The 17451-nt window shown below is 56.6% G+C and carries 18 protein-coding genes and 2 tRNA genes; 16 read left to right on the forward strand and 4 right to left on the reverse strand.

Annotated features, from left to right (window positions below; genetic code table 11):
• Nucleotides 1–27 precede the first annotated feature (27 nt).
• Complete coding sequence (gene dusA / locus IB234_RS11635) at nt 28–1020, reverse strand: tRNA dihydrouridine(20/20a) synthase DusA (RefSeq protein ID WP_192317641.1); 993 nt, start codon at nt 1018–1020, stop codon at nt 28–30.
• A 146-nt stretch (nt 1021–1166) separates the two neighbouring features.
• Here dusA and IB234_RS11640 point away from each other — a divergent pair, with 146 nt between their 5' ends.
• Nucleotides 1167–1472, forward strand: coding sequence for a DUF2388 domain-containing protein (locus tag IB234_RS11640; protein ID WP_192317643.1), 306 nt, complete (start codon nt 1167–1169; stop codon nt 1470–1472).
• A gap of 56 nt (nt 1473–1528) precedes the next feature.
• On the opposite strand, the gene IB234_RS11645 is transcribed toward IB234_RS11640, so the two are convergent.
• The gene (locus IB234_RS11645; protein WP_192317645.1) at nt 1529–2812 is read right to left on the reverse strand and encodes an NAD(P)/FAD-dependent oxidoreductase; all 1284 of its coding nucleotides are present in this window, start codon (nt 2810–2812) and stop codon (nt 1529–1531) included.
• A gap of 185 nt (nt 2813–2997) precedes the next feature.
• On the opposite strand from IB234_RS11645, the gene IB234_RS11650 reads away from it, so the two are divergent.
• From IB234_RS11650 to IB234_RS11705, 12 genes are all read left to right on the forward strand, one after another.
• Nucleotides 2998–3074 (forward strand) — tRNA-Val (locus IB234_RS11650).
• A 224-nt stretch (nt 3075–3298) separates the two neighbouring features.
• Nucleotides 3299–5221 carry a threonine--tRNA ligase gene (gene thrS / locus IB234_RS11655; protein ID WP_192317646.1) on the forward strand — a complete coding sequence of 641 codons (1923 nt, stop codon included), beginning with the start codon at nt 3299–3301 and terminating at the stop codon, nt 5219–5221.
• Nucleotides 5221–5772, forward strand: coding sequence for a translation initiation factor IF-3 (infC, locus tag IB234_RS11660; protein WP_192317831.1), 552 nt, complete (start codon nt 5221–5223; stop codon nt 5770–5772). Before thrS ends, infC begins: the two co-directional genes overlap by 1 nt.
• 60 nt (nt 5773–5832) lie before the next feature.
• Complete coding sequence (rpmI, locus tag IB234_RS11665) at nt 5833–6027, forward strand: 50S ribosomal protein L35 (protein WP_021701550.1); 195 nt, start codon at nt 5833–5835, stop codon at nt 6025–6027.
• Between the two features lie 31 nt (nt 6028–6058).
• Nucleotides 6059–6415 (forward strand): 50S ribosomal protein L20, encoded by a 357-nt coding sequence (rplT, locus tag IB234_RS11670; RefSeq protein ID WP_003243409.1) that lies wholly within the window; start codon nt 6059–6061, stop codon nt 6413–6415.
• 95 nt (nt 6416–6510) lie between these two features.
• Nucleotides 6511–7527, forward strand: a complete 1017-nt coding sequence (gene pheS / locus IB234_RS11675) for a phenylalanine--tRNA ligase subunit alpha (protein ID WP_192317648.1) — start codon at nt 6511–6513, stop codon at nt 7525–7527.
• Between the two features lie 43 nt (nt 7528–7570).
• Nucleotides 7571–9949, forward strand: coding sequence for a phenylalanine--tRNA ligase subunit beta (gene pheT, locus IB234_RS11680; RefSeq protein WP_192317650.1), 2379 nt, complete (start codon nt 7571–7573; stop codon nt 9947–9949).
• Nucleotides 9950–9952: 3 nt separating this feature from the next.
• Nucleotides 9953–10255, forward strand: a complete 303-nt coding sequence (ihfA, locus tag IB234_RS11685; RefSeq protein WP_002553164.1) for an integration host factor subunit alpha — start codon at nt 9953–9955, stop codon at nt 10253–10255.
• On the forward strand, nt 10236–10592 hold the full coding sequence (locus tag IB234_RS11690) for a MerR family transcriptional regulator (RefSeq protein ID WP_043310659.1): 357 nt from the start codon (nt 10236–10238) through the stop codon (nt 10590–10592). Before ihfA ends, IB234_RS11690 begins: the two co-directional genes overlap by 20 nt.
• A gap of 82 nt (nt 10593–10674) precedes the next feature.
• Nucleotides 10675–10751, forward strand: a tRNA-Pro gene (locus IB234_RS11695).
• A gap of 280 nt (nt 10752–11031) precedes the next feature.
• Nucleotides 11032–11973, forward strand: a complete 942-nt coding sequence (locus tag IB234_RS11700; RefSeq protein ID WP_192317651.1) for an endonuclease NucS domain-containing protein — start codon at nt 11032–11034, stop codon at nt 11971–11973.
• Between the two features lie 90 nt (nt 11974–12063).
• A complete protein-coding gene (locus tag IB234_RS11705) occupies nt 12064–12732 on the forward strand; it encodes a hypothetical protein (RefSeq protein ID WP_318652003.1) in 669 nt (222 codons plus the stop codon).
• Nucleotides 12733–13394: 662 nt separating this feature from the next.
• On the opposite strand, the gene IB234_RS11710 is transcribed toward IB234_RS11705, so the two are convergent.
• On the reverse strand, nt 13395–14042 hold the full coding sequence (locus IB234_RS11710; protein ID WP_192317653.1) for a hypothetical protein: 648 nt from the start codon (nt 14040–14042) through the stop codon (nt 13395–13397).
• Between the two features lie 270 nt (nt 14043–14312).
• Between IB234_RS11710 and IB234_RS11715 the strand changes: the two genes are divergently transcribed.
• From IB234_RS11715 to IB234_RS11725, 3 genes are all read left to right on the forward strand, one after another.
• Nucleotides 14313–15338: a hypothetical protein gene (locus IB234_RS11715; RefSeq protein ID WP_192317655.1), complete on the forward strand. Its 1026-nt coding sequence runs from the start codon at nt 14313–14315 to the stop codon at nt 15336–15338.
• Nucleotides 15339–15403: 65 nt separating this feature from the next.
• A complete protein-coding gene (locus IB234_RS11720) occupies nt 15404–15634 on the forward strand; it encodes a helix-turn-helix transcriptional regulator (RefSeq protein ID WP_192317657.1) in 231 nt (76 codons plus the stop codon).
• Nucleotides 15635–16135: 501 nt separating this feature from the next.
• Complete coding sequence (locus IB234_RS11725; RefSeq protein ID WP_192317659.1) at nt 16136–16831, forward strand: inovirus Gp2 family protein; 696 nt, start codon at nt 16136–16138, stop codon at nt 16829–16831.
• Between the two features lie 133 nt (nt 16832–16964).
• Here IB234_RS11725 and IB234_RS11730 read toward each other — a convergent pair whose 3' ends face one another.
• Complete coding sequence (locus tag IB234_RS11730) at nt 16965–17327, reverse strand: histone-like nucleoid-structuring protein, MvaT/MvaU family (protein WP_192317662.1); 363 nt, start codon at nt 17325–17327, stop codon at nt 16965–16967.
• Nucleotides 17328–17451 lie beyond the last annotated feature (124 nt).

The raw sequence follows: 17451 nt of genomic DNA on the forward strand, positions 1-17451 counted from the left end.
GGCGCTTCAACGTCTGGCGCGGGCTTTTCAGTGGCCTGCGAGCAGTTCGATGGCTTGGTCGAGCAGGGCCAGCGGGTCCTGGGTCTTGTGCACGTCCACCGACAAAAGCTGGCGGAAGCGTCGCGCGCCGGGGAAGCCCTGTGCCAGGCCCAGCGCATGGCGGGTGATGTGGTGCATCGCCCCGCCTTCGGCGAGGTGCTGCTCGATATAGGGGCGCATGCGCGTCAGCGCCTCGGCGCGGCTGATTACCGGCTTATCCAGGCCAAACAACTGCTGATCGACCTGCGCTAGAAGATAGGGGTTGTGATAGGCCTCGCGGCCCAGCATTACTCCGTCAAAAGTCTGCAGGTGCTGACGGCATTCCTCGAGCGTCTTGATGCCGCCGTTGAGGATGATCTCCAGGTACGGGAAGTCCTGCTTGAGCTGCTCCGCTACCTCATAACGCAGCGGTGGGATCTCGCGATTTTCTTTGGGTGAAAGGCCTTCGAGAATGGCGATGCGTGCATGCACGGTGAAGCTGGTGCAGCCAGCTTCGCGTAGTGTGCCGACGAAGTCGCACAGTTCGGCGTAGCTGTCGCGGCCGTTGATGCCGATGCGGTGTTTGACCGTCACTGGAATCTTCACCGTGTCCTGCATGGCTTTGACGCAGTCGGCCACCAGCTGCGGGTGGCCCATCAGGCAGGCGCCGATCATGTTGTTTTGCACCCGATCACTGGGGCAGCCGACGTTCAGGTTGACCTCATCGTAGCCATGCTCCTGCGCGATGCGTGCACAGGCGGCTAGATCTTTAGGGTTGCTACCGCCCAGCTGCAGGGCTAGCGGATGCTCGCAGTCGTGATAACGCAGAAAGCGCTGGGTGTCGCCATGCAGCAGGGCGCCTGTGGTGACCATCTCGGTATAGAGCAGTGCCTGGCTGGACAGCTGGCGTAGGAAGTAGCGGCAGTGGCGATCAGTCCAGTCCATCATCGGCGCTACGGAGAAGCGGCGGGATGGCTCTGGGTGAGGGGGTTGTGTTTGCATGAAGGGGCCGTGGACTGCGAGAAAAGCGGGGCGTGCTCTGCATTCTACAGGAGTAGGGCGGGCTAGGCGCCTTGCTGCTATACCTTGTGCAAGCGCGCGGGTAACCTGCCGCCCAGGATCGGTTCTAGTATTCAGGAGTGCGCATCATGCAAAGCAAATATTGGCTGGCTGCTCTGGCGTTGGGGGTGAGCCTGCAGGCGGGCGCTACTAGCTTCGTGGTCACCACCGATGGGATGGTTAACTCGGTGGAGGGCTCGAGCGACGTGACCTCATCCACATTCGGTGATGACAAGGTGGTCAGGGAGGCCAGGGATGATGCAGCCAGCTTCGTCGCTAGTCAGGGCGACATCCGCGGTGCTCATCTCGAAGCGGCCTTCCAGCATATCCGCGGCAAGCTGCCTACCCTGCAGGTGAGTGATATGCGGCTGGCCCAGGCAATCCTGGCCATTTGATTTGCACCCTAAATAAAGGACGGCGCCCTCGGGCGCCGTTTTCGTTTGCGGTCGTATTACACGCCCAGCTTGTCACGCAGGCTGTAGTACCACGCACCGATGGCGCTGAAGGGTACTTGGAACATCCGGCCGCCTGGGAAGGGGTAGTGCGGGAGAGTGGCGAAGGCATCGAAACGTTCTGCCTGACCGCGCAGGGACTCGGCCAGAATCTTGCCGGCCAGGTGGGTATAGGTCACGCCATGGCCGCTGCAGCCTTGGGAGTAGTAGATGTTGTCGCCGAGGCGACCGACCTGGGGCAGGCGTGACAGGGTCAGCAGGAAGTTGCCGGTCCAGGCGAAGTCGATCTTCACGTCCCTCAACTGCGGGAAGGTCTTGAGCATCTTCGGGCGGATGATCGCCTCGATGTTTGCCGGATCGCGGGCACCATAGACCACGCCGCCGCCGAAGATCAGGCGCTTGTCGCTGGTCAGGCGGTAGTAGTCGAGCAGGTAGTTGCAGTCCTCGACGCAGTAGTCCTGCGGCAGCAGGCTCTTGGCCAGCTCGTCGGACAGCGGCTCGGTGGTGATCACCTGGGTGCCGCAGGGCATGGACTTGCTGGCCAGCTCCGGTAGCAGGTTGCCCAGATAGGCGTTGCCGGCAACTACCACGAACTTGGCTTTCACCCGGCCGTTCGGCGTGTGTACGACAGGGTTCGCGCCACGCTCGACCTGGATCGCCGGGCTCTGCTCATAAATGATGCCGCCCAGAGACTCCACCGCGGCAGCTTCACCCAGGGCAAGATTCAGTGGGTGGATGTGGCCGCCGCTCATATCCAGCATGCCGCCGACATATCTATTGGTATCTATCACCTCTCGAATGCGCTTTTCGTCCAGCAGCTCCAGCTGGGTGTGGCCGTAGCGCTCCCACAGTTTCTTCTGCGACTCGAGGTGCTTCATGTGTTTGGGGGTGTTGGCGGCGAACACTCCGCCGTCCTTCAGGTCGCACTGGATGTCGTATTTGGCAATGCGTTCGCGAATGATGCGGCCGCCTTCGAAGGCCATCTGGCCAAGCAGTTGGGCCTGCTTAGGCCCCACGCTGCGTTCGATCACATCGATATCGCGACTATAGCTGTTGACGATCTGTCCGCCGTTGCGGCCAGAAGCGCCGAAGCCGACCTTGGCGGCCTCGAGCACAGTCACCTTGAAACCGTTCTCCAGCAGGAAGAGAGCGGTGGACAGCCCCGTATAACCGGCGCCGATGATGCAGACATCGGTCTCTGTCTCGCCTTGCAGGGACGGGCGCTGCGGAGCCGGAGTAGCCGAGGCGGCGTAATAGGACTGAGGGTATGGGGTGTGTGTCATATTTTAACCTGCGTTTTTTATTTTTTACGGTCTAGCCCGATGCTACCCGAGTCAAAAACTGCCGGCTAGCCTATGTGCAAAATTTTCAACGTGCCGCTGTGCGGCAAAAAATCCACTTTTTCAGAGGCTTAGCAAAAAAAGATGTTGACACTCCGATGAATATCCCTAAAATGCGCCTCCATTGCAGGCACATAGCTCAGTTGGTTAGAGCACCACCTTGACATGGTGGGGGTCGTTGGTTCGAGTCCAATTGTGCCTACCAAATCCGAAAGGGGTCGTTTATACGGCCCCTTTTTTATTGGCTGCTTGTCAGGGCTGCAGCTTTCTGAAAGCATCCGCGATTCGTTTACCTCCAGTGACTGCGGTCTGTCCCGGTTTGCCGCAAGGCTCCTGCCATCGTCTGGCAGGCATATCGCCGGATCGCTTCCTGGCTCATCCCAACCCACGTGACCTTTGGTAGGGGTCACCACTAGGAGAGGAGGCGCCATGCCCATCATTACTCTTCCCGACGGCAGTCAGCGTTCGTTTGATCGTCCCGTTTCCGTGCTTGAGGTGGCTCAGTCCATCGGTGCCGGTCTGGCCAAGGCCACCCTGGCCGGCAAGGTCAACGGCAAGCAAGTGGACGCCTGCGACTTGATCGATAGCGACGCGACCCTGCAGATTCTCACGCCGAAGGACGAGGAGGGGTTGGAAATCATCCGCCACTCTTGTGCGCACCTGGTCGGTCATGCGGTCAAGCAGCTTTATCCGAACGCCAAGATGGTGATCGGGCCGGTGATCGAGGAAGGCTTCTACTACGACATCGCCATCGATCGCCCCTTCACGCCTGAAGACATGGCAGCCATCGAAAAGCGTATGGCTGAGCTGATCGACAAGGATTACGACGTCATCAAGAAGATGACTCCGCGTGCCGAGGTGATCGAGCTGTTCAAGGCGCGTGGCGAGGAATACAAGCTGCGCCTGATCGACGATATGCCGGACGAGCAGGCCATGGGTCTGTACTTCCACGAAGAATATGTCGACATGTGCCGTGGTCCGCACGTGCCCAATACTCGCTTCCTCAAGTCCTTCAAGCTGACCAAGATTTCCGGTGCCTACTGGCGCGGCGACTCGAAAAACGAGCAGCTGCAGCGCATTTATGGCACCGCCTGGGCGGACAAGAAGCAGCTGGCGGCATACGTCCAGCGCATCGAAGAAGCCGAGAAACGCGATCACCGCCGCATCGGCAAGCAGCTGGACCTGTTCCATCTGCAGGAAGAGGCGCCGGGCATGGTGTTCTGGCACCCGAGCGGCTGGACCGTCTATCAGGTGCTGGAGCAGTACATGCGCCAGGTGCAGCGCGAGAACGGCTACGTCGAAGTGCGCACCCCGCAGGTGGTCGATCGCATTCTCTGGGAGAAGTCCGGGCACTGGTCCAACTACGCCGAGAACATGTTCACCACTAATTCGGAAAACCGCGACTACGCGGTGAAGCCGATGAACTGCCCATGCCACGTGCAGATCTTCAACCAGGGCCTGAAGTCCTACCGCGACCTGCCGCTGCGCATGGCCGAGTTCGGTGCCTGCCACCGCAACGAGCCGTCCGGTGCGCTGCACGGCATTATGCGTGTGCGTGGCTTCACTCAGGACGACGCGCATATCTTCTGCACCGAAGATCAGGTGAAGAAAGAAGCGGCCGACTTCATCAAGCTGACGCTGCAGGTGTATTCGGACTTCGGCTTCTCCGATATCTCGATGAAGCTGTCCACTCGTCCGGCCAAGCGTGTAGGTTCCGACGAGCTGTGGGATCGCGCCGAGGGTGCGCTGGCTGATGCGCTGAACGAGTCCGGCCTGGAGTGGGAATACCAGCCGGGCGAGGGCGCTTTCTATGGTCCGAAGATCGAATTCACCCTCAAGGACTGCCTCGGTCGTAACTGGCAGTGCGGCACCCTGCAGTACGATCCGAACCTTCCAGAGCGCCTGGATGCCAGCTATATCGCCGAAGATAACAGCCGTATTCGTCCGGTAATGCTGCACCGTGCCATTCTCGGTTCCTTCGAGCGCTTCATCGGCATGCTGATCGAGCACTATGCGGGCGCCTTCCCGTCCTGGCTGGCTCCGGTCCAGGCGGTGGTAATGAATATCACCGACAAGCAGGCCGATTTCGCCCTGGAAGTGGAGAAAACTCTCGGTCAAAGCGGATTCCGTGCCAAGTCGGACTTGAGAAACGAAAAAATCGGCTTTAAAATCCGCGAGCATACTTTGCTCAAGGTTCCCTATCTCCTGGTTATTGGCGACAGGGAAGTTGAGACACGATCCGTTGCTGTGCGTACCCGCGAAGGTGTCGACCTGGGCTCCATGCCTCTGGAACAATTCGCCGAGCAGCTCAAGCAAGCGGTTTCCCGGCGTGGTCGCCAAGATTCGGAGTAATCACTATTAAGCGTGAAATGAGACAGGATAAGCGGGCCGTCCCAAAGGCACCGATCAACGAGAACATCACCGCACGTGAAGTCCGCCTGATTGGCGCGGATGGCGAGCAGGTCGGGATTGTTTCGATTGATGAGGCACTGCGTGTGGCTGAAGAAGCCAAGCTGGATCTGGTAGAGATCTCTGCTGACGCCGTTCCGCCAGTTTGCCGCATCATGGACTACGGCAAGCACCTGTTCGAGAAGAAGAAGCAAGCTGCTATCGCGAAGAAGAACCAGCACCAGCAGCAGATTAAAGAAATCAAGTTTCGTCCAGGGACGGAAGAAGGGGATTACCAGGTAAAACTACGCAACCTGGTACGTTTCCTTAATGAAGGGGACAAGGCCAAGGTATCCTTGCGATTCCGTGGTCGTGAGATGGCCCACCAGGAGCTGGGTATGGAGCTGTTGAAGCGGGTCGAAACCGACCTCGCCGAAATCGGCACCGTAGAACAGCATCCTAAGCTGGAAGGACGCCAGCTGATGATGGTCATCGCTCCCAAGAAGCGTAAATAACCTCCCGGGCACTGGCAGGCCTGATGGTTATCAGTTGTTAATGAATGCGGAGTACCAAACATGCCAAAGATGAAAACCAAAAGCGGCGCGGCTAAGCGTTTCCTGAAAACTGCTGCCGGCTACAAGCACAAGCACGCTTTCAAGAGCCACATCCTGACCAAAATGTCCACCAAGCGTAAGCGTCAACTTCGCGGTAGCGAACTGATGCATCCGTCGGACAAGGCAAAAGTCGAGCGCATGCTGCGCGTTCGTTAATTCGGTCAAGATACTTTAGAGGTAATTACTCATGGCTCGTGTTAAGCGTGGCGTTATCGCTCGTGCTCGTCACAAAAAAATCCTGAAACTCGCCAAAGGCTACTACGGCGCGCGTTCGCGCGTGTTCCGCGTTGCCAAGCAGGCTGTGATCAAGGCAGGCCAATACGCCTACCGTGACCGCCGTCAGCGCAAGCGTCAGTTCCGCGCTCTGTGGATCGCTCGTATCAACGCTGGTGCTCGCGTCAACGGTCTGTCCTACAGCCGTCTGATCGCTGGCCTGAAAAAAGCGTCGATCGAAATCGACCGCAAGGTTCTGGCCGATCTGGCAGTGAACGAAAAAGCGGCGTTTGCTGCGATTGTCGAGAAAGCTAAGGCCGTTCTGGCTTAAGTCCCCCGACAATCACCGGGCATGCCCGGTGGCAACGTCAAAGATAGGGGAAGAGCCTTCAAGCTCTTCCCCTATTTCGTATCTGGAGTCCGTACATGGAAAACCTGGCTGCATTGGTCTCGCAAGCGCTTGAGGCCGTGCAAAGCACCGCAGATGTGAACACCCTGGAGCAGCTTCGGGTCCAGTATCTCGGCAAGAAGGGCGAATTGACCGCTCTGATGCAGACCCTGGGCAAGCTGTCGGCCGAGGAGCGCCCGCAGGCCGGTGCCCTGATCAACACGGCCAAGAACCAAGTTCAGGATGCCTTGAACGCCCGCAAATCCGTGCTTGAGCAGGCCCTGCTCGCCGAGAAGCTGGCGTCCGAGCGTATCGACGTAACCCTGCCGGGCCGCGGCCAGGCCTCCGGTGGCCTGCACCCGGTCACCCGCACCCTCGAGCGCGTCGAGCAGTTCTTCACCCATATCGGCTACAACGTGGCCGAGGGTCCGGAAGTCGAAGACGACTACCACAACTTCGAAGCCCTCAACATCCCCGGCCACCACCCGGCGCGGGCGATGCACGACACCTTCTATTTCAACGCGAACATGCTGCTGCGCACCCACACCTCGCCGGTCCAGGTGCGCACCATGGAATCGCAGCAGCCGCCGATCCGCATCGTCTGCCCCGGCCGCGTGTACCGCTGCGACTCCGATATCACCCACTCGCCGATGTTCCACCAGGTCGAAGGCCTGCTGATCGACGAGGGCATCAGCTTTGCCGACCTCAAGGGCACCATCGAGGAGTTCCTCCGCGTGTTCTTCGAGAAGCCGTTGGGCGTGCGTTTCCGCCCGTCCTTCTTCCCCTTCACCGAGCCGTCGGCCGAAGTCGACATGCAGTGCGTGATGTGCTCCGGCAAGGGTTGCCGTGTGTGCAAGCAGACTGGCTGGTTGGAAGTGATGGGTTGCGGCATGGTGCATCCGAACGTCCTGCGCATGTCCGGCATCGATCCGGAGAAGTACTCCGGCTTCGCCTTCGGCATGGGCGTCGAGCGTCTGGCCATGCTGCGTTATGGCGTCAATGACTTGCGCCTGTTCTTCGATAACGACCTGCGGTTCCTGGCGCAATTCCGCTAGCCGCACACCCCGTATCGAATTCGCTTAATGGAGAACAGACAGCATGAAATTCAGTGAACAGTGGCTGCGCGGCTGGGTGAACCCGGCAGTTTCGCGCGACGAGCTGGTGGCCCGCCTGTCCATGGTCGGCCTGGAAGTGGACGCCGTGATCCCGGTCGCCGGCCAGTTCAGCGGTGTGGTGGTGGGCGAGATCCTCAGCGCCGAACAACACCCGGACGCCGACAAGTTGCGCGTGTGCCAGGTCAGCAACGGCAGCGCCACCTTCCAGGTGGTCTGCGGCGCGCCCAATGCCCGCGCCGGCATCAAGATTCCCTTTGCCATGATCGGCGCCGAGTTGCCGGGCGACTTCAAGATCAAGCAGGCCAAGCTGCGCGGCGTGGAGTCTCAGGGCATGCTCTGCTCGGCCTCCGAGCTGCAGGTCAGTGATGAGAACAGCGGTCTGATGGAGCTGGCGGCAGACGCCCCGGTCGGTCAGAGCCTGCGCGACTACCTCGGTCTGGACGATGCCAGCATCGAGATCGGCCTGACCCCCAACCGCGGTGACTGCCTGTCGCTGGCCGGTCTGGCCCGCGAAGTCGGCGCCATCTATGCCGCTCCGGTAACGACTGTATCCGTCGCTCCGGTCGCGGCTGCGCATGACGAAATGCGCCTGGTCGAAGTACTTGCATCCAAGGCCTGCCCGCGCTACCTGGGCCGCGTCGTCCGTAATGTCGACCTGTCCAAGCCGACCCCGCTGTGGATGGTCGAACGCCTGCGTCGTTCCGACATCCGCAGCATCGACGCCGCTGTCGACATCACCAACTACGTGATGCTCGAGCTCGGCCAGCCGATGCACGCCTTCGATCTCGCCGAGATCAACGGCGGCATCCGCGTACGTATGGCGGAAGAGGGCGAGAAGCTGGTCCTGCTGGACGGCCAGGAAGTCAGCCTGCGCGCCGACACCCTGGTAATCGCCGACCACAACCGCGCCCTGGCCATCGCCGGCGTGATGGGTGGCGAGCACAGCGGCGTCAGCGACAAGACTCGCGACCTGTTCCTGGAAAGCGCCTTCTTCGACACCATCTCGGTGGCCGGCAAGGCTCGTTCCTATGGCCTGCACACCGATTCCTCGCACCGCTTCGAGCGCGGCGTGGACTCGCAGCTGGCGCGTAGCGCCATGGAGCGCGCCACCGCTCTGCTGCTGGAGATCGTCGGCGGCGAAGCCGGTCCGATCATCGAAGTGGCCAGCGCTGCCGACCTGCCGAACGTCGCGCCGATCACCTTGCGTGCCGAGCGCATCAGCCAGATGCTGAGCATGGACATGGACGGCGCCGAGGTTGAGCGCCTGCTCAATGCGCTGGGCCTGAGCACCGTCGCCCAGGGCGCCGGTCAGTGGCAGGTCAGCGTGCCGAGCCACCGCTTCGACATCAGCTTGGAAGTGGACCTGATCGAAGAACTGGGTCGCCTGTACGGCTACAACCGTCTGCCGGTGCGCTACCCGCAGGCTCGCCTGGCCCCGCAGGCCAAGGCCGAAGCCCGTGCCGAGCTGCCGGCCCTGCGTCGCCTGCTGGTCGCTCGCGGTTATCAGGAAGCCATCACCTACAGCTTCATCGATCCCAAGCTGTTCGAGCTGTTCAATCCGGGCGTGGCGCCGCTGCAGCTGGCCAACCCGATCTCCGCCGACATGGCAGCCATGCGTTCTTCGCTGTGGCCGGGCCTGGTCAAGGCGCTGGAGCACAACCTCAACCGTCAGCAGTCGCGCGTGCGCCTGTTCGAGAGCGGCCTGCGCTTCATCGGCCAGCTCGAAGGCCTGAAGCAGGAAGCCATGCTGGCCGGCGTGATCAGCGGCAGCCGCCTGCCGGAAGCCTGGGCCAACGATCGTGAGAGCGTGGACTTCTACGACCTCAAGGCCGACGTCGAAGCGCTGCTGGGCTATGCCGGCGCCGCCGATGCCTTCAGCTTCGTGCCGGGCGAGCATCCGGCCCTGCACCCGGGCCAGACCGCACGTATCGAGCGGGAAGGGCGCCTGGTTGGTTTCCTCGGTGCAATGCACCCGGAACTGGCCAAGACCCTGGGTCTGGATCAGCCGGTATTCCTCTTCGAGCTGGTACTGGCCGAAGTGGCCACCGGGTGCATGCCGGCGTTCAGCGAGCTGTCACGCTTCCCCGAGGTGCGCCGCGACCTGGCCCTGCTGGTGGATCGCGAGCAGCCGGCCGAAGCCGTGCTCGCCACCATCCGCGAGGCCGCGGGCGAATGGCTGACGGACCTCAGACTGTTTGACGTGTATCACGGTAAAGGCATTGATCCACATAGAAAAAGCCTGGCCGTTGGCTTGACCTGGCAACATCCATCGCGCACTCTTAACGACGATGAGGTGAATACAACTACGCAAAACATCATCACCTCGCTGGAAGAAAGGTTCAACGCCACGTTAAGGAAGTAGCGTATGGGGGCTCTGACGAAAGCTGAGATGGCGGAACGTCTGTATGAAGAGCTTGGCCTGAATAAGCGGGAAGCCAAGGAGTTGGTGGAGCTGTTTTTCGAGGAAATCCGCCACGCGCTGGAAGACAACGAACAGGTCAAATTGTCCGGTTTCGGCAATTTCGACCTGCGCGACAAGCGTCAGCGCCCGGGCCGCAATCCCAAAACAGGCGAAGAAATCCCGATCACGGCTCGCCGTGTTGTCACCTTTCGTCCGGGCCAGAAGTTGAAGGCCAGAGTAGAGGCATATGCTGGAACCAAGTCATAACGACGAGCTGCCGCCTATCCCTGGCAAACGCTACTTCACCATTGGCGAAGTCAGCGACCTCTGTGCCGTCAAGCCTCATGTTTTGCGTTACTGGGAGCAGGAGTTTCCTCAGCTCAATCCGGTGAAACGGCGGGGTAACCGTCGCTACTATCAGCGCCAAGACGTGCTGATGATTCGCCAGATCCGAGCGCTCCTGTACGACCAGGGTTTCACCATCGGCGGGGCGCGTCAGCGTCTCTCCGGCGATGAAGCCAAGGACGACACCACCCAGTACAAGCAGCTGATTCGGCAGATGATTGCCGAGCTCGAGGATGTTCTGCTGGTGCTTCGCAAGTAAGCCCTCGGCGGTAAAAAAAACTTCCACAATTCAGCAGCTTATTGTAAAGTCCTCCCCGCTTCAGGTAACTCGGAAGCATCGTCGGGGCGTAGCGCAGCCCGGTAGCGCACTTGCATGGGGTGCAAGGGGTCGAGTGTTCGAATCACTCCGTCCCGACCAAAAAACCCTAGAAAATCCAGTCACTTAGCGGTGACTGGATTTTTTTATGCCTGAAGGGTTTTGAGTGCTTCGAAATTTGCCCCACTTTTTGCCCCACCGAGAAGCTCGGTCCTCAGCTGGATCCGAAAAGAACTAGCTGGTCTGTCCCTGAGGGGCGGGGAGTTGCTTAAGGACTGTCCTGATCGTCAACTGTGGTTGTCGGCAGGGGGGGCGGCCTATGACTCGCTGACTGAGGCATACTGCGGGATCGCCTGATCAACCACACTGACATGGACGCTCAATGACCCCGAATCGTAGTTATTACCGCATCATGGCTGGTGCCAAGTCGGTATACGCCTCCGAGTGCTACCAGGGTGGCTTTATCGCCGCTAACTGGAGCATTGATCAGGATTTGTCTGCTAGCTTGCCAGAGAGTTGGCGCGACTTTAATCACCAGTTCATCCCAGTCTATCTGCAGGCTAACCCCGGTAAATCGAAGATCGCAGCGGGGCTTGCCTGCGGAATGTTGCACACCGTATGCAAGGGGATGCGTCAAGGCGACATTGTCGTTTGCCCAAATGGCGCCGGGCAGTATTACGTTGGAGAGGTCATCTCGGACTACTACTACGTTCCGGCGGGTAGTCTTTCTCATCGTCGGAGGATTCGATGGTTTGACCAGGTTATTGCCCGTGATGAGATGAGTCAGCCGTTGAAGAACTCGACCGGCTCCATCGGCACCGTGAGTGACATCAGCAAGCATGCAGAGGAGCTTGCAAGCCTACTGGCAGGCAAGCAGCCGCCTGCGCAGATGTACGGCGATGCCTGGGTAGAGGATCCGACGGTCTTTGCTTTGGAGAAACACCTGGAAGAGTTCCTGGTGGCCAACTGGGCGCTTACCGATATGGGTAAAGACTTCGATATCTTTACCGAAGAAGGAGACCCTGTTGGCCGCCAGTATCCATCTGATACCGGCCCAATTGACATATTGGCAATCAGCAAGGATGGCCAGACTCTCCTGATCGTTGAGCTCAAGCGTGGTCGAGCCAGTGACACGGTGGTCGGGCAGATCCAGCGCTACATGGGCTATGTCAAAGATGAGTTGGCCGAACCCCACCAGCAGGTGCGTGGTGTCATCATTGCCCTCGAAGATGACCTGCGCTTGCGGCGCGCGCTGAGCGTGACGAGCAATATCGAGTTCTATCGTTATCGGGTCAGCTTTAAGCTGTTCAAAGGCGAGAAATGATGCCTCTGACATCGTCACCGATATTCATTGGGTGGGATGTGGGGGGGCTGGAACTGCGACAAGAATCCTGCCAGTCGGGATGCCTTGGCGGTGCTCAATTCCCAGTGCCAGCTCATAGGCAAACCCTGGCGCGGAAACCTTCGTAGGTGCATCAACCAGGCTTCAGACAGCGCAGATTTCATCTCACGGCTACTCGGATACTGCGCACTTGATGCGTCAGGCTTCCGCGCCGCCCCCGTCGTGCTAGCGATCGATACACCGCTTGGGTTTTCCACTGCTTTCATTGAGCTGCTGGTGCATGGGCGGGCTGTAGATGCAGTCGAGGGCTCTTCAAGCAATCCCTACCTTTTCCGGCAGACCGAACGCTTCCTGTTTGAAAGGGGGCTCAGCCCTCTATCGGCAGTCAAGGACATGATCGGCAGTCAGGCGACCAAGGGGATGCACGCACTTGCCCGCTTTGCTCCTGATATCGAGCAATGCGGTGTGTGGACAGACAATCACCTGCTAAGCGCCATTGAGGCCTATCCGGCTTCCTGCAAGCGTTCCTCGACTCTGGAAGGACTTCGGACGAGCGTTTTCCAGGGCGCTGACAAAAATTGGGGATTGGAGCATGTGGACCAAGAGGATGCGCTGACCTGTGCGCTGATAGCCTGGTTGTTCCATTTTCAGCCAGAGCAACTGGCACAGCCATGTGTGGATGTTCCACGCCATGAAGGCTGGATCTTTGTCCCGGAGGATGGCTTGGCTTCATCATCGTGAATGCCCCTCACTGATAATCTGCTCCCGCCGGCCAGCATCTTCATTTCACAGTTCAATCTCGATCATCAGCGCAGGCTGCGAAGAATTAGTTAACTAGCTTTGCTTTTCGAGCCGAGCTTGAGCAGAGACTCTTCGATCACCTGTGTAAGCAGGCCTGCGGCCCGACTTCAATGCTGGTAATTCCACGTGGGAGAGCAGGGAGGGTGCGGAATTCAAGGGCTCATTTCGAAAATATCCCCCACTTTCTCGTGTTATCCAGCCCTTAGCTTTTTGTCTACCTCGTAGGTGCTATGTTCTACACCGACTGGAACGCTGCCCCCTAATGAAATGCAACTTCGAGCATTAGCAATGCTGATCGTCTTAGCCGTTCTGGTGAAGAAATCTGTCTGACTATCGACTCAGGTGTTGATATCGAAAAGTACTCTCGGCTGCTTTTGCATCAGGGTATTACCCTATTTGAATCCTTTGATGTAGTAGGGTTCGGCTTTCTGCCGAGGCACCAAACCAAGTTTGCATTTCTCGTTCTGAGTCAGAAAAATTCGATTGAACACTGAGTTGTTTCAGTGATCTCGAGAAAAATATAGTTATCACTCTATTAACTCGGCCGTCGGCGAGTATAGATATACTGTCGATTCTCTGAATTTGTTAGTATTTTCATTATATTACGTTTCTCCATACATTACTCCTGATGCTTCGATATATTTTCGGGCTGCGTACATTTTCTTGTGCAGCTCTTTATTTATTTTCCCTTCGAGCTCTTTGATTTTCTCGGGGCTTGGCAGGTCTTTGCTTGTTATTATTTCTGTGTTTAATAACTGCCTTATTTGTTGTTCTAGGAGTTCGAGAGCTGCATCGAGCCTTTTCTTGTAGCTGCGTATATTTTCCCTTAATTGAATGTTTGTTCGTTGCTCGGCTGCTTGTATCTTTCTGATTTGCCGGCTGTGAAACTCTGTTTCCTCGTTAAGCTCCATGACGGAAATTGCTATTACATCTGTTTCTGTAATGTTTTTTCTCTTTGCGATTTTTTTTATCTGGTTAACGGTTTCTTGGGGAAGTACGAATGTTAAGGGGTCATTGTATTTTTCTGCGTCCCTACGTCTTCTCTGTCTTAGTGCTGCCTGCATTTTAGATATTCTGAATCTTCCGGTGGCCGTCTTTTCCAGTGAGTCAATAGCGTTCTCTATAGATAAAAGATCTCTATTCGATGTTCTGATCTCTCTCGCGATCTCTCGGTCTTCTATATTTGATAGTAAGTAATTTATTGCCCAGCTATAGTCGCTGGCTCTTAGTAGCTTGAGTTTTTTTATCATTTAGTAGTCCTGTGATTGATGTTGATTATAATAATTATGATATAAATATTTTTAGATATTTAAGGTTTCTTTTATTGTATTTTATTTTAATCGTGACGTCACGATAGTGGTAAAATTGTCACGTAACTGTTTGCGTTACGTGATGATGGGCTATTTTAATAGGTATTAAAATCGTATTTTTAATGGAGGTCTATGATCGTCTCAGGGCTTCATATCCGAAGTGAAGGTCTGGAGAGGCGCCTTTGGGGCGTGGGTCCAGAAGCTAGGTTCTTGATTGAGGCAGTGCTTCGCATGGCTGTAAGGGGGGAGCTATGGAATGGCAAGAAGAATGACTTGGCTAGAAGGTTGAGGCTGACGAAGAACTTCGTCTCAGTGGGAGTGGATGACTTGGTGAGTGCTGGGCTGCTGATCCGGCTATCCGCAGTCACTGAGAGAAGAGGGCGACCGCCAATCAGCTACCAAGTGAGTGGTGAGGTTCGGAATGACTTGAAGCCTTTAGAGTCCCCTTTCTCATCGTTGTTTGATGGGCTTTTTTTAGGCGTTGAACGATCACCTGGCGTATCTCAGCAGAATGGTGGAGAGCTTTTGATAGCAGCGGAGATTGTCCTGAAAAAGCTTAAACAAGGCGTACTCAATCGACTTCTTCTGGCTGTTCTGCTAGATCACGCCAATGATGTGGGGTTGGTGGTAGGTGTTAGCAGATCAGATCTACAAAGGATGACAGGGCTTAATGGCGATAGGGTTCGCAATCGCTTGTCCATTCTAGAGGAACTTAGGTTGGTGATGTTTCACGCGCCAGGGTTTGCTTCCGCAAGATTTCCTGGTGGCAAGGTGAAAAGTAGTTTCATTTTGAGCCATGATTTGCTGCCAAGTGCTAAAGAGCAGCGTGTCTACGAGACTTTCAGTGTGGGAGGGGGGCACTTTTCGAGTGCTAAGGGAAGTCTGTCCAGGCAAAAAGGGTTCAAAGTATCTCGAGAGTCTATGCTTGGCGTTTGGCTTATGTTGCATAGATTTATCTCAATCGCTCTATCTACGTTGAGGTGGACGATACGCCTGGAGGATAAGGCGGCGGTCGGTGAGTTGATAATGTCTACCCTGCGAGCTGACTCACCTAACAAGGCAGATGGGGTGGATTTTGAGTTGCTTTGTAAGGATCTGGCCGAATGGGCTGTTTATTTAGCTGATCATTACATTGCAGACTATCATATCAACGAGGAAGAGCGTGTCTGGATACTTCCCTATGGCAAATGGGAAATGGATCTAATTCGCTGGAATTCTGATGAGTCAATAGCTTAGGGATATAGCTGTAGAGCTTCACTCGGCAAGGGAATCCTCTGAACGAACCACGAGGAGACCCGTTCATGAGGATCATTCGCCTAAAAGAAGTTATTGAGTCCACCGGGCTAGCTCGGTCGACTATCTACAAGCACATCGTGGAAGGGACTTTCCCTAAACCCGTTCCGCTAGGCGACCGCTGTGTCGGGTGGGTTGAGAGTGAAGTACAGGACTGGATTCTTGCCCGCATCGAGGAGCGAGATTTGGCAGAGGGTCATGTGGTCCAAGCCACTAGCCTTCTGAAAATGGCCAGCTAAGACACGTTTACGCCATGACCAGCCGTAGCTGGTCATGGCGATTATGCTGATTAGCCCGTGGGTCATTAGGTAGACCTGAGACGCAGGGGTGGTGCTGTCTCCCGCCGCCTCGGTCGAGTCCAGGGGGTTGGACACGGACTTTGGGCTGGTTTATTTCCGGAATACCCTTTCAGCAAAAAATGCTTCGTTGGCCGGGAGATAAAAGTGGATTTCCCCTGCTTGGGGGAGAGGTGATTTGCGGTGCGGGTAATATGCTTTCTATCACCTCCCAGATTACCTCTACTACCTACCACCTATTCACCAGAGACCCTTCTAGTACTCACCTACGCACCTGCGGGTGTATGACTGATCCAGATGATCAGTTGTCTATCACGCTTGGTAGGCCATGAGAGGTTAGTTGCGTTTCACCTCAGGGATGACGTGGTGCTAGCGATGAGATAGCAGTAAAGACTCACACAGCGCAGCACTGGTTATGAACTCAACCTAAGAGACCTCATAGCCATGCCTATCTCTGCTAGCAAGCCTACTCGCCATCCAGATAACAACAACCTCCACCTCCACTACGACGAGACCTACGAAGGTCTACCAGTGATGGTCGATAAAGGGCCCTTTGTTAAGGAGTACCTCGCTGATCTGAAACGTACTATTGAATCGGCTATGGATGAGTACCCTAGGGTATTGGCATTCAGGGTGGATCTCAGGCTTCCTCAGGAGGGAGATCTGCCTGACTCCACCTATACGAACCGAGTCATCAGCCGGTTCTTCGAGTCTTTCACGAGAAAGATCCGATATGACCAACACAGGCTGCGTAAGCGCAGTAGGTATGCCCGTGACTGTAATGTCCGATACGTATGGGCGAGGGAGATAGGTGAGTCCGGTAGGCAGCACTACCACCTGCTGATCCTGCTGAATCGGGATGCCTATTACACGGTAGGTCGGCTGGGGTCAGAGAGAGTGAACATGATCAGTCGGATGGAAGAGTCTTGGGCTAATGCTCTGGGCATACCGGACGAGCAGGCGAGGGCGCTGGTGCATATCCCGGAGAGTGCTGAATACCGAGTCGACCGGAATGTTCGCTCTGGTGATAAGGACGCACTGCCTGAGTTGTTCTATCGAGCGAGCTACCTGTGCAAGGCAGCTACTAAGTCCTACGGAGATCGCCAGCGAGGATTCGGTACTAGCAGAGGTAGCCGGTAGCGATGGGCTGGACCCAGTGACCACGTGCCGTAGCGGTCATACGGATTGAGTCAGAAACGCCTTGATGGGCGTATTGCCCTGCAGCAAAAAAGCCAGGCATTTGCCTGGCTTTGTCATCTTCTCGTGCGTCGAGCTACTGCAGCCATTCATCTACCTTCTGTGCACCGTACTGCTCTTTCCACGCTTTCAGCACTTTGTGGTTGCCACCCTTCGTTTCCACAACCTCGCCGGTCTCGGGGTTCTTATACACTTTGACTTGGCGTTGGCGACGCTGGCCGCGAGCAGGGGCAGAAGCATTTACGCTTGAGCTGGCCTGGGGATCTAGAAGAGCAATGATGCCTTTCAAGCTGACGCCGTACTCAGCCATCAACTTGCGCAGTTTCTCCTCGAACTCAATTTCACGCTGCAGCTCACCATCGTTCTTCAGCTCATCGAGCTGCTTAAGTTGAGCGGCGAGTTGAGCTTCAAGAGCTTTGAATTCAGCAAGTTTGGACATGGATCGGCCTTTTGTTCGGTAGGGGAGGTCACAGTGCCACTCTACTGCTCGTTCTATGAGAGTGGAAGAACTATCTGTGTCTCATGTCCGGCATACGCCCATCGCGTCACACCGCAAAAAAAAT

Origin of the sequence: Pseudomonas sp. PDM16 (assembly GCF_014851865.1) — a bacterium.
GTDB lineage: Bacteria > Pseudomonadota > Gammaproteobacteria > Pseudomonadales > Pseudomonadaceae > Aquipseudomonas.